Genomic DNA, 16151 nt, shown 5'->3' with positions numbered 1-16151 from the left:
GGGTTCTTTTCGGGTGCAGCTTTGGATTAGTCAACCGTTACGGTGATGGCATAGGTGAAGCCAGTACCGTAGTTCAACGTCAGTACGAATTGGTCACCGGAATCCAGAGCCGTTACAGTAGCACTTTGAGTACCGTTGTTGGAAATGGAGACCGTACCAGCTTTCGGAGATACCGTCACGTACGGAGTACCAGTCGGAGTACCATCCGGGAAAATATTGGCAACCGTTTTACCCGTTACCGATACACCGTATTGGTCCGTAACCTTCAGGCTCAGGTTTGCAGCAGAATCAGCCAAAATGCTGCTGAGCGAAAGAGCCGTAGAAGAAGTAGCACCCGTAACCGTATAAGTGCTTACTGCATTTCCGCTTGCATTTACCAGAGTAGCCGCTTTGGCATACGGAGTAGAACGCGAGAAGGTAACCGTCTTCTCAATCTGTTCGCCCGTTCTGCCAATCGTCACAACAATCGGTTGGGTGAAGGTATTAACACCGTTATCGTATTTAAGTCCGGTAGCTACATTCAGAACCCCATTGTCAACCAGATCAGCTTGCAGAGCCGGGAGGTTGACGCTGTAGGCATTTGTAGTAACAGAGAACTCATCTGCAGCGTAGCTAAGTTCTACTTTGCTGTTATCACTCAATACGCCATAGACTTTAATGTTCTTGTCGTACGCTGCATTGTTCGTTCTTCCTGCTGCCGATTCATCGTATACAGTTCCAACTTCATCTACCGAGTAGGAAACATATTCCGAGCCGTCAGTTACACGAAGAGTGGTGGAACCGGCGCTGTCCGCCAGAACGCCCGTACCCGCTTTGTTAATCGTAAAGGTCAGGGCTTCCGTACCGTTGGTTGTATTAGCCGTTACAGTTACGCCTGCAGCGCCCGTGATAGCTGCACCAGCCGGTACAGTCAGAATGTTGCTGGTCGTATCTGTTACCAGGATCGAGTTGCCGCCGGTCAGCCAAGCTGCAACAGCGCTATCGGACATTACTTGACCGTATTGGTCTTCAACGACGAGGTTGGAAACCGCAATCGTCGGAGCGGCATTCGTTTTCAGCGTTTTGCCGAAGTCAGCGTCCAGACCGCGAACAACCGTCGGAACAGAAGCTTCCGAAACTGCAAAGGTTACAGAAGCAAACTTATTGTTTGCACTTTGAGCAGTCAGGGAAACATAACCGGCTGCCGAAATACCAGTTACTTTTACATAGGTGTTGCCATCAACAACAACGATCGGATAGGTCGTCGTACCGAAGGAAACCTTAACGCCTTTAACAGCGTGGTTCAGGACCTTCACGTCCGTGATTACGTTACCTTGGGAATCGTTAACGGTAATCGGGACAAGGATGTCTGCACCTGCAGCAGCGACAGCCGGCTGGCTCAGCGTAACCGCATCGGAGCGAACGGATTCAGCTACCGTTACAGTAAAGGAATCGCTCTTGCCTGCCGAATAAGCGAAAAGACCAATCGTGCTGGAACCAATTTTTGCAGAGGATTGAGCGCTCGGCACAATCGGGTTTCCAAGCTTGATTGCAGTTTTGCTTACTCCATTAACCGTTACGTTAGTAAACAGCGGGTGACCCGCCGTCGCACCTTGCGGTACATGTACGGCCATCGGATTGGTTTCGCTGTAGATCAGGTCATCCGACAGATACGTCAGATTCGTTACGGAATTTCCGTATTGGTCCTTAGCGTCTACAATCAGATAGAAGCTATCACTGGACAAGTTGATATCTTCGTTCAAAGTTTTTCCGTCTTTGTTGTAAAGATCTACAATGTCAACGGAAGAAACGCGAGCAACCGGAGCAACCGTCAGCTTTGCATTTACGGTTACTTGGGAAGTAGAGTGATACATCGTCAACATAACCGTTTCACCCAAACGGAACGGTACGGATGCACTGGGTGCAGCAATCGTAACAACCCCATTAGCCGCACTTACAGTAGCAGTACCGGGAGCAGCCACTGCGGATACAGACGTTCCGGAAGTGACATCTTCATTGTATTGGTTGAAGACTTTATAAGGTACAACGACAGCCGATCCTGCGGCATTCGCCATCGGAGCGGATTCGGACAGCACCTTAATTTCTGCTACACGTTCTGCTTGTGCATCAATCTTAGCGGTAAGCGTACCAGTGGAAGCGCCGGTTACGTTAACCGTGTAGGTAGCAGCAGCCAGCTTGCTAGTCAGTTCAATCGTAGCAACCGTGTTGTTGGAGGAGAAAACCGGGGTTCCCGTAATCGTTACGGAAGCCGTGCCTCTCTTAACTTCGAACTTGGCTGCAGCCGGATCAACCGGTTTGCTGAACGTTACTTCCAGCTTCTTGGCACCAACTGCTTTCAAGGAAGCGATGGAGAGAACGTTGTTGGATTGATAAACCGTGTAAGCCGAGTCAACCAGCGTAGCGCGAGGAGCTGCAACCGTGTAGTCGGATTGCGGCGTCAGCAAGCCGTTGTCCAAAGCCGTTTGAACCCAACCGTCGGCCCATTCCGATACGGAACCCGTAACGTTCGGAGCTGCTGCTTCTGTCAGGCCTTTGGATTTAGCAATAACAGTAGCCAGTTCTTCGTAAGTAACGGTAGAGCTCGGATTAAACTTGTTTCCGCCTACGCCTTCCATCAGCTTGGCTTCGGTTACGGCACCGATCCAGCCTTTGCCCCAGTGGTTGTTTGCCACGTCGGTGTAGGTGGAAGCGGCCGGGTTTTCAACCTTGCCGTTCAGTTTGGCCAGGATTACAGCCAGTTGGGCGCGGGTCATGTTTTGATCCAGACCTGCTTCGCCGTTGATACCGGCGAAAATGCCCTGTGCTTCAAGCACGTCGTACTTTTCTTGCGTCGTCAGGTCAGCGGCACCGGCCAGGCCGGCGAACGCGCTGCTCGTCAACGCAACTGCGAGAGCCATAGACAAAGCTTTCTTCATAACCTTTTTTTCTCCTCCTTGGAAATGCCTCGTTATCTGTACGTCTTTCTTGAGAAAAATAGAGCTCGTTTCCCTCATCGTGTGTGTCACCCCCTTCCCAGAGTTGAGCATGTTATAGATGTGAGTCCTGCGACCCGGTAGAGTCGCAGAAACTTGTAAACAAAGACAGAAAAAACAGGCTTCACAAGCCGCTTGTTCCATTATACACTCGCCTGGCAAGAAGCGTAAAGCGTTTTTTGCGCGGAGTGGCAATTATAAGAAAAATCGCCGGATAACGGACTGTTTGCGGCTTTCAATTCGACAACACCTATATAAACGCGCTCCAAAAGAAAAAGTTGCGGATTGCCTTAAAATTTTTTACAGTTCTATGAATCTGTTTTTTACCCGTTATTTCTTATGTAAGACGGTCCCTCCAAAAGGGAAGGACCGTCTGTTTCTGCTGCATTTCAACTCTGCCAAGAGCAGCGATTATTTCGGAATCTTCTTCTGGGAAGCCATGACGTTCATAATAACCGCCGCGGCTTCCGCACGGCTGAAGGTGTCCTTCGGGGCGTAGCGGTAGGTCTTCTTGGTGCCCGCAGTCGTTGCATTTTCCATGCCGGACATCAGCTTCGCTTTGGTTACAGCTTCAACAGCCGGACGAAAATAAATCGTAATCAGGTTGGCGTCGGTAAAGCTCTTTTGCAGAGACTTTAATATTTTGTCATTATCCGTGGCCATCTTCAAATTCGCCGCCTGGGCGATCATGACCGCCGCTTCCTCGCGCGTAATCGACGAGCTCGGCAGGAACGCGCCGCCGGTCGTGCCGCGGACAACACCTTTCCGTGCCGCGGTTTCAATATACTTGTAATCGTAAAGTCCTTCGCTAAACGGATCGCTTTTGAACACGTCCGTAAACGTGCCTTTGCCTTCATAATCCAGCTCAAACTCGAAGACCTTGACAAGCATGGTGACAAACTCGCCGCGCGTAACCGGATCGTACGGGTCGAACGTGCTCTTGGATTCTTTTTTGTTCATGATGCCTTTGGAGTAGAGTGTGTCAAGCTGATTTTGGGCCCACTGATGGGAAATGACATCGTCAAAGCTCTTATCCATATACATAACGCGATAATAGCCAAAGGTGTCGAACGGAACGGTAATGGTATTGTTCTTGTTGTTGACTACGCCGCCGAGGTTTCTCCAGCGGAAGCCGGGAACGCCTTTATAGTCGGTATAGTATTCGAAATGCATAACCGTCACATAGCGCCATGCGTCCGAACGGATATCCTGATCATATTTCAGCGTCAGCTTGCCCTGCTGGGTCGGAATAACCTCCGCGCTTTTGTTGGTGCGGTTGTAGAAGTAATCGGCGGTGTACGGGTCCTGGCCTCTCCCTCTCAGGAACTGCTGCTGAAGATCGCTGCTTACCGAGGTAACGGAAGTCGTCTTCATCGTGCCGGCGTCAATCCAGAAAAGATCGCTCGCCGGACGGAAACGGCCCGTTTGTTCCATGAGAATGGTTTTGCCCGTCAGCATCGGCTCAACGTAAATCGGCTCCAGGAAGTCATAGGTATCGCTCGGAAGCGGATGGTTGATTTTATCGACCCGTCCGTCGTTGCCGTCCGCAATACCGAACAGAATCTGGCGCTCGACCGTGATGAACGAGTTCGCCTGAAACGGAGCGGCACGCATCAGCTTTGTATCCCGCGGGAAGGTAAGCTGGATGTTGTTGTTAAACACCTTCATATTATTGGCGATAGGCGCCATGTATTGAGCGCCCACGATCGACGTTTCCGAGTTGTACACCACAAGCTCTCCGTTTACCTTCTGGCTTCCGCGCATCACGGTGAATTTGAGCGTGGTCGAGCCTTTTTTAAGCTTGGTTGCGGTATAAGTGAATTCGTCAGGCCGGTTAACGTTCTTGACGGCCTTTTCTTTGCCGAACAATACCGAGTCAGCGCCTTCGGCTTTGACGACAATATCCACAAAGTTGCTGTTGATGTTGACTTGGTCCTTGTTGTTGGAATTACGCGTCGTCATCGGGCTGATGACCTGGTAAGGAAGCGGTTCGCGCACGATGGTGATTGCCTTGGTGCTGGCGACACCATCCGAGTTCTTGATTTCAAATTCCAGAACCGTTTGGCCTTGTACCGGCAGCTTCAGATAATGCGTCGCGAACGCGCCGTTGGAGGCCGGATTGGTCGTCCCGGAATTGGCCGTGTTGATGTAAGCATTGATCGGCGTATTATTGATAGGCTCCGAAATGGCTTCCAGAACGCCCGTTACCAAGTGCGTGCCGCCGGCAATGGTAAAGAGGTCCGAAGACGTTGCCAGCTTGCCATCCTTGTCCGTTTTCTTTATTGTCAGCTTGACGGAAGTAACGCCAGGGCTGTAGTTGCCCTTCAGCAGAACATAAGCCTCGTTGGTGGCGTAAGTGCCCGGCGTGCCGGTCGCAACAAACTTGTTGGCGATTCCGCTTGTTGAATGCAGGGTAATGTCCGAGAACTCCGGGGCCGGATCGCTGAACTGGAAGATTTCATAGCTGCTTTGGGTAACCAGGCGGCCGTTTTGCAAGATTTGGAGCTGGATGGTGTTTTTTCCCGGCAAAAGCGCCGTTTGCGGGTTATGCGTAAAAGTAGCATCCGCCGCCGGGGTCAGGGTCGTCCAACCGCCGCCATTAATCTGAATTTGAAGCGTCCCGCTGCCCAAGTTCTTGACTTGGCCTTCGATCAATCCATTAGGCTTCAAATCGGCTACGCCTTTGATGACCATCCCGTTGTAGATGTTCTTCATGAAGACGTAAGGAACGCTGCTGATATTGATGTTATAGGTTCTGGCGCTTTCCATAACCTCTGCGTTGGCGGCATTTTTCGGAATCACGGTCAGCGTGCTGAGTCCGTCCGGCAAAGTTCCGAGGTTAAGCTCAAAAATCCCCCCGCCTCTCGGAGTGGCGGCAACTTCCGTATTTCCGACAAGCACTTTAATGCCATTGTTGTTGACTACTTTAATGAAAAGATTTAGCGGTGTTTCCGTGATGGTATTTGAGCCTTTGCTGGTGTCAACCAGTTCGGCTTCAACCGTTCCGATTGTCCGGTATACTTTCTCAATATATGGTGCGTCTTTAGGAACGTATTCAAAAACGAACGTGTTATGCTGGTCGCCTTTTACGTCGTCCTGCAGAAAAATGTCCAAGGTCTGATAACGCGAGTTGGTGAGTGAGATATTGGGCAATGCGTAAGTGTAGACGGAGTATTTTCCCGATTTGCTCCAGGCGGTATCCTTTGGCAGGGTAGCCAGGTTGATGGAGCCGATGCTGACGCCGTTAAGCAGCACGGTTCCGCGCGCATTGCTGCCGATGGAATCATCAAATTTCAGCTTTGCGTCCAGCTTGACCAAACCTGTAGAGGTAGCCGGCTGATAGGGCTGGTTCCCCGTCAAGTCAATTTTTGATCCGCCGGCGTCGCTCAGCTCGACCTGGAACGGAAACGGCTTGCCATTATCGTACACAACATCCCGCTGCGCGGAATAAATCTGCGTCCCGTTCTTGGCGAAGAACGAGATCTTGTTGTCACCGGGCTTTAACCGGAAATTAGTCATGCTGCTGCTCAACGGTGTGTTGCTGTCTTCTACAGAAAAGATAAAGTACCCGTCGTTGCGGATTTGCGCGTAGACCGGGCTGGAAGAACCGTTAACCAGCGCCGATACTTCGCTTGCACCGACAGCAGAACCGGTTATCATGAAGCTGGTTCGCTGCATGTCCGGCAGAATCCGATTGTTTTCGAATACGGAGCCGTCGATGCGCAGGTCGGTGATGTTCGTAACAGGGGTATAGTTCACGGTAACCGGCGGAGAGGTAATGGAGCTCGTTTCCCCGACGATGATCGTGATCCGGTTTTGGCCTTCGGTTAAATCGACGCCTTCAAAAGTAACTTCATAAGATCCGGTTTGGCGGGCGGCTTTTGTCTTGACAACCCCCGTATCCTGACCGGTTGTCAGATTCTCGACGCGATAGTACATTTCGGAGATTCGAAGCATGTTATCGGCGGATACGGTGACCCGCACGTCAACAGGCGATTTGATGATACTGGAGCCGTCGGCCGGGCTTGTAATGACGATCGGCGATGCGGCGGAAACCTCCGCCGGCTTCACCGGCGCCAGCCCGATGACAAGGGCAAAAATGAGCGCGATGCCGATCCACTTGCGAAACGCGTTTTTCAACTTGATTCCTCCTTGTAGCTCTTCCTCTATTTTTCTGTGCACAACATGGCATTCACGATGACGACCCTTTCGGACAAGCCCTGCGTTCCCCCTCCCGAAATGGCGAATCCACTCCGAAATCCGCATAGTATACCTTGTTTATCGGACAGGGGGAACGGATAGTTTAGGCGCAGGGGAAAGGTTTCGGCAAAAAAGCCAAGCGGCGGCTTTTTCGCTGCAGGCGAACAGCGTCAGTTCAAGGCGATAAAGAAAGGCGGGCTCCAAGGAGGGAGGTGTGAGGCAGAGGATAAAACAAAAAGCGCCCCGCGAAGGGCGCTTGCGCTTTATTTGCATTCGTTTCAACCCGGTCAACCAACCTGTTACTTCGATTTTCCGGCGGAGATGGCCTTTTGCAGCAAGTTCAGAATCGGCTTCCGCTTGTTCAGGATTCCGATAAATTCGGCGCCCAATTCCAAAGCCAGCAGGATGCCGATGACCAGAATCACCGTGATCCAGTTTTGCTTTTGGGTCATCAGGATCGCGCACAAGCCGAAGGCGGCTGCAATGCCGTAGATGATCAGCACGGTTTTGCGCATGCCGAAGCCCAGGTTCAGCAGCCGGTGGTGCAGATGCCCTTTGTCCGCGACGGAAATGGGCTTGTTGTTCAGCTTTCGGCGGATGATTGCCAGCAGCGTATCCGAAATCGGAACGCCGAGGATCAGAATCGGAACCAGGAAGGAAACGATCGTCGCCTGCTTATAGCCGAGAATGGACAAGATCGATAACGCATATCCGAGGAAAAGCGCCCCGGAATCGCCCATGAAAATTTTGGCCGGATGAAAGTTGAAGAAAAGAAAGCCCAGCGTGCTGCCGATCAGGATCAGGCAGAGCAGAATGATCATCGGGTTGGAAAACGGCATCAGCACGCAGACCGCCATAATGGTCGCGGCGGAAATGGTTGAAACCCCGGCGGACAAGCCGTCGAGTCCGTCAATCAGGTTGGTGGCGTTCGTGACGCCCACGATCCAGAGCACGGTCAGCGGGATGCTGATCCATTCTTCCGTAATCGGGAAGGAAACGGTGCCAAGCGGAATATTGACGACGTCAATCTCCAGCCCGAACGAGACGGCGATGCCGGCGGCGATCAGCTGACCCAGCAGCTTCAGCTTGGGAGACAAATCAAAGCGGTCGTCAAGCGCGCCCGTCAGAGCGATCACAAAACCGCCCAGAATCAGGCCGATGGCGACGTTATCCTTGTCTTCGTAAACCACGCCGGGCATGACAATAAAATAAGTGCAGACAAATGCGAGAAAAATCGCCAGACCGCCCAAAAGCGGCATCGGTTTTGTATGAACACTGCGATGGTTCGGCACGGAAACGGCGCCGACCTTGACCGCAAACTTGGCCATCAACGGCGTGAGGAGGACGGAAAGCGCCAGCGACGCGGCAAATCCGATCCCATAGATCCACCAGCTCAATGAAGTCAACCCCTGTTCTATCTAATAGAAAGCAACGTGCAGAATACTTCTACCCTACTATAAATACATGTAAACAAATAGACAAACGCCCGAAACAGACAAAAAACCCGGCAAACCATTTGTTTGCCGGGGAAATCCTTGAATTAACGCGCGTTTTCTTTCTCTCTTAGCACTTTTAAAGCAAATTTGGGCAGCACCAGCATCCGTTTGTAACGGCTGGGCTCCTTCAAAAGCCGGTAGAACCACTCCAGCCGCAGCTTGATAAACAGCTTGGGCGCACGCTTGAGTTTACCGGCCATGATGTCCAGGCTGCCGCCCACGCCCATCATCACCGGCACCTGCAGCCGGTTCTTGTACCGGTCGATCCAGGGCTCCTGCGTTTCGGCCGAACGGCCGACAAACAGCAGATCGGGCGCCGCTTGGCGGATTTGCTCCACCACTTCTTCGTCCAGCTCCGGCCCGAAGAAGCCGTCCCGGACGCCGACCAGATTCAGGCGGGGATGCTTGGCCCGCAGCCGAGCGGCCGCCTCCTGAATCGTTTCCGGCGATGTGCCGAGCAGAAAGACCTTCCAGGCCTTCTCTTCGCCGAGCCGGATCAGTTCCTGCATCAGCTCGATGCCGGCGACTTTTTCGGCCACGGGCTCGCCCATTTTGCCCGAGGCCCACACCACGCCGGCCCCGTCGGGCACGATCAGCTCGGCGCGCAGCATCATGTCGCGGTACGCCGGTTTGTCGAGCGCCGCCATAACCATGATCGGATTGGCGGTGATGACCTGCAGCGGCGTTTTTTCTTCCACCGCCCGCTGCAGAATCGCCATCGTGTCGCGGAAGCCAAGCCGCGAAAAAGGTATGCCGAAAATGGATACCGTCGGAACAGTCGGTTTCATGTCTATCCCCTTCCCCGGCCCAGTTCCGCAAGAATGGCCCGGGCCGGCTGCTGCGCTTCGTTCTTCAGCCGTTCGATCAGCGGCCGGCGGCCGTCAATCCACGCTTTCCCGCCATCCAGAAGCGAACCTGCTTCCGCCGCAAGAGCGGCCGGATCGATGCGGCTCGTATCGGCGGCCGGCGCGGTATCCAGCCGGTTCAGGAACTGGCCGATTTTCGGGTCGTACGAGATGCCGAGCACCGGCACGAACTGCGAGGCGGCATAAATCAGGGAGTGAAGCCGCATGCCGATCAGCAGGTCGCACGCGGCCACCTGCGCCAGCATGTCCTGCGGATGCTCGATGCCGCCCAGGAGGGTGACGCCGGGGTCCGACTCCGCCCCCATAAGGCGGATGACCTCGCGCGAAGCTTCCTCATCCGCCGGCAGGTGGAACGGCAGAAACCGCAGGTCCGCCTGCCGGACGCGGCGCAGCTCGCGAAGCGCCTCGGCGATTGCGGCGAGGTCGGAGCGGTCCGCGTTCCAGTAGCGGACGGAGACGCCCACGACCGGTCGGCGGGAAGCCGCAGCCGGGGGGACGGTACGCTCGGCGGCGCTCCCGCCGGGAGCTTCAGCCGCGCCCGCCGGATGCCCGGCGCCGTTTCCAAGGGCGGGTTCGTTTGACGCAACGGGAGCGGGGAGCCCGCGTTCATAAGCGGCAAGCACTCCCGTATCAGCTGAGGACTCCCGCAGCGGCAGCCCCATGACCGGGTCGGGGACGACCTCGACCGCGCCCGTATAGCCGATGCGGCCGAGCAGCTCCGCCGACTCCCGGTCGCGGACGGAAACATACCGGCAGCGCGAGAACGCCCGGCGGATCGGCCCGTGATAGACCGGCCGGTTCACCGGTCCGACGCCCTGGGCGTAAACGAACGTCGGCTTGCCAAGCCACTGGGCGAGCCGAATCACGCCCAGATAATACGGAATGGTCAGCTTGCCGGTAGCGTCCTGCAGCAGGCTTCCGCCGCCGCTGATCAGCCCGTCGCTTTCCCGGATAGCCTTAAGCAGCGCCGCCGGCTTCATCCGGTGCGCCGCCCGGACGCCGTAGGTTCGCTCCGTCCATGCGGGGTCCGCGGACAGCACCACCGGCTCGATGCGAACCCCCGCCCGCTCTCCCTCCGCTTCCAGCGCCAGCAGAATCGACTGGAGGACGGCCTCGTCCCCGCTGTTGCGAAAACCGTAATACCCCGAGAGAACTAGTGTGTAAACGGATCGGCCCATTTTCTCCAGCCCCTAGCAAACAGATTCCAGACGCCGATCAGAATGAAGCCGATCACCGCGCCGAAAAGGAGGCCGTAGCCGACGCGGAGGGCGGAAATGTAAATCGGCGTGTGCAGGTGAGTGAAGGTCCCCACCATATTAATTTGGCCAAGAACCCCGACCAGTAAAATCCACAGCGCAATCGGCTTGCGGTAGCGGATCGTGAGGTAAGCGCCAAGAATGAACAGCGGATGGCCGATCAAAAATTCCTTGAAGCGCGGGCGCACCTTCAGCACGTCCTCCAGCAGCCAGCGGAACTGCATCTCCAGGCCGGAAGCCTGGCCTTCATTGCCGGTACGCGACATGTAATAATACGCCGCCCCGCCGACCACGGCCGCCAGCGCGATCCACATGACGGTCACCGGAGAAGCCAAAATGCGCTTCGCTTTGCGGATTCTTTCCGCAGTGCCGAGACTTTCGCTAAAGAGCAGCAAGTAAGCGGCGACAATGACAAGCGGCAGCAGACCGAGCACCTTGACCCCGGTAAACTGGTTGAACATCAGACTGAATGAAATATGATTCAGCAGCCCGACCACGAAAACCGCTCCCCCAAGGGAAAGCAGGGTCGTGCGGATAAAGACGTTCACCGTCACGCCGATAGCCGGATCGGGCATCACCGTCTTGAACCTGCGCAGCCGGCGGATCGCCAGAATGGAAGCGAGCGACGGGGCGCTGATGGCGGCTCCGAGGGCGAGCAGCTTATACAGCATCCCGGAAGACAACACGTAAAGCCCCGCGGCGCCGAGAGCGCCGAGCAGGAAGAGCGCCAGCGTCCAGGACGGGAAAAATGCGCCGATCAAAAGCGCGATGAGGGCCACGCTGCCGAGCACCACAAGGGGCTTCAGCACGGAAGCGAACGGAGATTCAGAGTAGAAAAATTCGCCCGCGGGCTCGCCCGTTTGATAGCCGGCCTCGTGAATGCGCTCCATGACGCCGTCCGGCCCTTGCAGCGCCTGATACATAGGCAGCAGCGGGTCGGTATACGTCGCCTTGTCGACATTCCGGTAAGGCCGGGCGTTCAGGAAGATCATCCGGATGTTCCGGTCCTTGACCGCCAGAACAAACCGGTCGGACACCACCTTCACCCGTTCCTTGATTTGCTCCTGCGTAAGCGTGCCGGAAAGCTTGTCGGCATCCGCTTCAGTAAACGAGTGGGCCCGAAGCGCATTGTAATGCAGCTTGGAGGCGAGCGTGCCGAGCCCGGCCGGCGTCTTGATCAGTTCCACCGTAGCCAGTCCCATGCCGTGCTTCTCCATCAGCTCGGCGAAATCCTTGATATGGTTGTTCTCTTCATCGCCATAGCCTGGCACGTAATCGCCTTCGACGATCAGGGTCCGGGCGCCCGCTCCGCTGAACGCGGCGACCACCCGCTCCATCTCTTCGTCCGAATACGGCTGATGGCGGTTCGACATCCGGGCGACGACATTCAGGCCCTTGGCCTGAAGCGTCTCCAGAGCGATAGGGTCGGGCCCCAGAGGCTTCAGGGAAACCTCTTCGGGCGTAGCCGTCAGAACCAGACCCGGCCGGCCTTTGTAGGTCCACGGCTCCACCGGGATTTCATAGCGGCCGAACCAGTATTCCAGCTCCGGCTGGAGCTTCGCCCGCGTCGTCTCGTCAGCGAAGAGAAGATAGGTCTTCGCTTCTCCGATCGGCGGGGCCGTCTCCTGCAGCAGCGAAACGTCCTTCTGCGTGAAGATATCCAGCCGGCGGGCCAATTGAAGCTCGCTCAAGGTTGTCTCGTAAACGGCGGCGGACCGGATGCCGGCTTTCTTCATGGCATCCAGCTCCTCGTTTACAAACGCCTGCGGATTTTCCTTGTAATAGCTGATGTCGAGCAAATCGCGGTAATCCATGACGAACTCGACCTTCTTGGCCGAACGCTCCGTGCGGACGCGTTCAAAGCCGAGCGGCAGCGATGCGAGAAGCCCGAGAGCGACCAGCGCCCAGAGCACCCGCACCGCGAGTTGATTCCACTTTTGGTAACGTTCCAAAGCGTAACAGCCCCTATCCGTCCACGCGGGCCATGACGGTTTGCGTCATGGCGTCGAGCAGACGGAGGGATTCCTCGGCCGACCCGCCTTTTACCGCAAAGTACACTTTGATTTTCGGTTCGGTGCCGGACGGCCGGAGCGTGAACCAGGAGCCGTCGGCGAGAATGTATTTCAGCACGTTCTCCTTCGGCAGGCCCTGAATGCCCAAGGAGTAATCCAGCACCTCGGTGACGGCTGCGCCGTTCAGCTCGGCCGGCGGATTCTGCCGCCAGTCTTCCATGATGCCGCGGATGCGGGCCACGCCTTCCATGCCCTTAAGCGTGCGCGATTCCAGTCGCTCCATGAAGAAACCGAACTTGCCGTACAGCTCCAGCAGGACGTCATAAAGCGTTTTGCCCTGTTTTTTGTAATAGGCGGCCGCTTCGCAGATCAGCATGGAAGCGATAACCGCGTCTTTGTCGCGCGCGTAATTGCCGGCCAGGTAGCCGTAGCTTTCCTCGTAGCCGAACAGGAACGTGTGCGCGCCGGTCTTTTCGAATTCGGTCATTTTTTCGCCAATGTATTTGAAGCCGGTCAGGGTGTCGATGACGTCCACGCCGAAGCTGCGGGCGATGGTCGCGCCCATTTCGCTGGTCACGATCGTCTTGATGACCACCCCGTTGGCCGGAATGGCTCCCCGCTCCTTCAGGCTGCTCAGGAAGTAATGCACCATGATGGCGCCCGACTGGTTGCCGGTCAGCACGGTGTATTCGCCCGACGCGTCGCGGACGACCGCGCCCACCCGGTCGCAGTCCGGGTCCGTGCCGATGATGATGTCGGCGTCAACCGATTTGCCGAGCTTCACCGCCAGCTCGAACGCGGCCCGCTCTTCCGGGTTGGGCGATTTGACGGTGGAGAACAGCGGGTCCGGCTTCTCCTGCTCCGGCACCACGTAGACCTGATTGAAGCCGATTTCCTGCAGCACCCGTCGGACGCTCAGGTTTCCGGCGCCATGCAGCGGCGTGTACACGATTTTGACCTTGTCGCCCATTTCCCGCGCCGTTTGCGGGTTCGGGCTGACCGCCGTGACGGCGGCTATGTATTCCCGGTCGATGTCTTCCCCGAGCCAATGCAGCAGGCCGCGGTCCTCGGCTTCCTTCCGGTCCATACGCCGTACGGAGGAGAACAGATCGAGGCCGGCGATCTCCGCAATGACCTGACGCGCTGCGTCGGATACCATTTGGCCGCCGTCCGGACCGTATACCTTATAGCCGTTGTACTCCGGCGGGTTATGGCTGGCCGTGACCACGATCCCCGCGGACGCGTCAAGCTTGCGGACGGCAAACGACAGCTCGGGCGTCGGGCGCAGCGATTCGAAAAGATGCGCTTCGATGCCGTTGGCGGCGAGCACCAGCGCGGCTTCCAGCGCGAATTCCGGCGACATGTTGCGCGAGTCGTACGCGATCGCAACGGAATGCTTGCGGCTGGCGTCCTTCAGCAGGTATTGGGCCAGGCCTTGGGAAGCCCGCGCTACCGTGTAAAGGTTCATCCGGTTCGTACCGGCGCCGATCACCCCGCGCATGCCCCCCGTGCCGAACTCCAGGTCGCGGTAAAAACGGTCCTCGATCTCCTTATCTTGGCCCTTCAGCGCTTCCAGCTCCGCTTTGGTGGCAGCATCCCCGTTTTCCAGCCACAGCCGGTACTCGTTCTCTATCCGTTCATTTGCACTCATGGTTAACTCCTCCTTGGCATTCTTTCTTAATATGTGCAGGGCCCGAAATCATAAGCCGCGCCGTGACGCCGCTTGCCGGTGCCCGCTTCAACCGTCCATCCCATGCGGATGCATGCCGCACTGCCGGTCCTCCGGCGGCGGCAAGTTATCCGTCCGTCCTCAGGCGTCTTCCACCGGCCGGTCGACCAGCGCAAACATCAGCTCGCCCTCGGCGACAAGACGGTCGCCGACCTTGGCCGTGCCGGTCCCTTTGCCAATCGTGCCCTTCAAACGGGTTACGTTCATCTCCAGCGTCAGCGTATCGCCGGGGAACACCTGGCCGCGGAATCGGAAATTGTCGATGCCCGCCAGCAGCCCGAGCTTGTTTTGCCCTGCGTCCGACTGAAGAATCGCCACCGCGCCGACCTGGGCCAGAGCCTCGGTGATCAGCACGCCCGGCATAACCGGATACCCCGGAAAATGCCCTTGAAAAAACGGCTCGTTAATCGTCACGTTTTTGATGCCGACGGCCCGTTTGCCCTCCTCTACCTCCAAAATGCGGTCAACCAGCAAAAACGGATATCGGTGCGGTAGAATCTGCTGCACCTGTTTGGCTTCGTACATGAACGTTTGTCCCCTTTCCGGGCGCCGCGCTTGCATAACTTGGCAAGCTTGCACCTAAACTAGAACTATCCCTTCCCGAACTGCAGGCGGGAAGGTTGAGATAAAGGAGCATGCCGCCGGGCGGGGCGGGTGCTCCTTTCCATATTCGCCCGAACGCTTGCGGCGGTCACGGGCTTTCCCGGTTGACTTTGCGCACCGACACGAAATAGATCAAGCTGGTTACGAAAGAAAAAGCGATCACGCTCCAGAAAAACGGCACGGCAAAGTCCAGCTTCAGCACGATAAAAAGAATTGCCGCGTAAAAAAGCACCGTGGTCAGCTTCCCCATCGCATTGGCGGGGACGGTTTTTTTGCCCCGGACCTTAAACACGAAGGCTCCGACAATCATGCCGGCGTCGCGCAGCACAAAAGCGGCCGCCGCCAGCCATGGGATCCAGCGGGCATACAGCAGAGAGAAGATGACGGCCAGCATCATCAGCTTGTCCGCCAGAGGATCGAGCAGCGAGCCGAGTTCCGTTACCTGTTTTCGTTTGCGGGCGATATAGCCGTCCAGCACATCCGTAAGCCCCGCCAGCAGCATGACTAAAAAAGCATACGTTTCATAGCCGCTAAAAAAGATATACAAGTACACGGGAATCATGAAAAAACGCAGCAGTGTCAAGACATTCGGCAAGCTCAATTCCCTTACGCTCCTCGCCCTGGATTTCCATCCCTTCATTATACCTGTGAACCCGCGAAAAAAAAACTCCCCGGAGAGGGAGCCTGAATCAAGGCGCAAAAATAAGATCAAACGCATGCTTCCACGTTTCCATTTGCCACATATCGGACGACGGCTGCTTGCCCAAATAGACATAGCCGATGGCAAGCCCCGCAAACAAACCCAAAAAGCACAAGAACAGAACCACCAGCTTCCCGATGTAGCGGAACTTCTTCTTTTTCCGCGGCTTCGGCTCCTTGCGGCCGGCGTCCTTCCCCCCGCCCGGTCCGTCTCCGGACCCTCCGCCCTTTTTGGGCTGGGTCTGGACCGGCTTGTTCGCCGGTTGAGTGGCGCCGGGGCGCGGTTTGTTATCATTCATTTGATACATGCCTTACCTC

The 16151-nt window shown here is 56.2% G+C and carries 10 protein-coding genes; all 10 read right to left on the bottom strand.

Annotation, left to right across the window (positions count from 1 at the left end; genetic code table 11):
- Nucleotides 1-26: 26 nt before the first annotated feature.
- The 10 genes from AC6I6H_RS09770 to AC6I6H_RS09725 all read right to left on the bottom strand — a co-directional run bounded on the left by AC6I6H_RS09770 (nucleotide 27) and on the right by AC6I6H_RS09725 (nucleotide 16141).
- Nucleotides 27-2915, bottom strand: coding sequence for an S-layer homology domain-containing protein (locus AC6I6H_RS09770; RefSeq protein WP_497953570.1), 2889 nt, complete (start codon nucleotides 2913-2915; stop codon nucleotides 27-29).
- A gap of 468 nt (nucleotides 2916-3383) precedes the next feature.
- Nucleotides 3384-7112: an S-layer homology domain-containing protein gene (locus tag AC6I6H_RS09765; protein WP_497953569.1), complete on the bottom strand. Its 3729-nt coding sequence runs from the start codon at nucleotides 7110-7112 to the stop codon at nucleotides 3384-3386.
- A 359-nt stretch (nucleotides 7113-7471) separates the two neighbouring features.
- The gene (locus tag AC6I6H_RS09760; protein WP_497953627.1) at nucleotides 7472-8500 is read right to left on the bottom strand and encodes an MraY family glycosyltransferase; all 1029 of its coding nucleotides are present in this window, start codon (nucleotides 8498-8500) and stop codon (nucleotides 7472-7474) included.
- Nucleotides 8501-8712: 212 nt separating this feature from the next.
- Entirely contained in the window at nucleotides 8713-9456 is a 744-nt protein-coding gene (locus AC6I6H_RS09755) for a WecB/TagA/CpsF family glycosyltransferase (RefSeq protein ID WP_497953568.1), read from the bottom strand.
- Nucleotides 9457-9458: 2 nt separating this feature from the next.
- The gene (gene csaB, locus AC6I6H_RS09750; RefSeq protein WP_497953567.1) at nucleotides 9459-10712 is read right to left on the bottom strand and encodes a polysaccharide pyruvyl transferase CsaB; all 1254 of its coding nucleotides are present in this window, start codon (nucleotides 10710-10712) and stop codon (nucleotides 9459-9461) included.
- On the bottom strand, nucleotides 10688-12742 hold the full coding sequence (locus tag AC6I6H_RS09745) for a DUF5693 family protein (protein WP_497953566.1): 2055 nt from the start codon (nucleotides 12740-12742) through the stop codon (nucleotides 10688-10690). The genes csaB and AC6I6H_RS09745 overlap by 25 nt, the downstream gene beginning before the upstream one ends.
- Before the next feature lie 13 nt (nucleotides 12743-12755).
- Nucleotides 12756-14453 carry a phospho-sugar mutase gene (locus AC6I6H_RS09740; protein WP_497953565.1) on the bottom strand — a complete coding sequence of 566 codons (1698 nt, stop codon included), beginning with the start codon at nucleotides 14451-14453 and terminating at the stop codon, nucleotides 12756-12758.
- A gap of 159 nt (nucleotides 14454-14612) precedes the next feature.
- Nucleotides 14613-15056, bottom strand: a complete 444-nt coding sequence (gene fabZ / locus AC6I6H_RS09735; RefSeq protein ID WP_497953564.1) for a 3-hydroxyacyl-ACP dehydratase FabZ — start codon at nucleotides 15054-15056, stop codon at nucleotides 14613-14615.
- Between the two features lie 166 nt (nucleotides 15057-15222).
- On the bottom strand, nucleotides 15223-15735 hold the full coding sequence (locus AC6I6H_RS09730) for a CDP-alcohol phosphatidyltransferase family protein (protein ID WP_497953563.1): 513 nt from the start codon (nucleotides 15733-15735) through the stop codon (nucleotides 15223-15225).
- 88 nt (nucleotides 15736-15823) lie between these two features.
- Nucleotides 15824-16141, bottom strand: a complete 318-nt coding sequence (locus AC6I6H_RS09725; protein WP_497953562.1) for a DNA-directed RNA polymerase subunit beta — start codon at nucleotides 16139-16141, stop codon at nucleotides 15824-15826.
- Nucleotides 16142-16151 lie beyond the last annotated feature (10 nt).

Source organism: Gorillibacterium sp. sgz306347, from assembly GCF_059735245.1.
The sequence above is the reverse complement of the archived record's forward strand: the minus strand, read 5'-3'. Positions and strand labels throughout refer to the sequence as shown.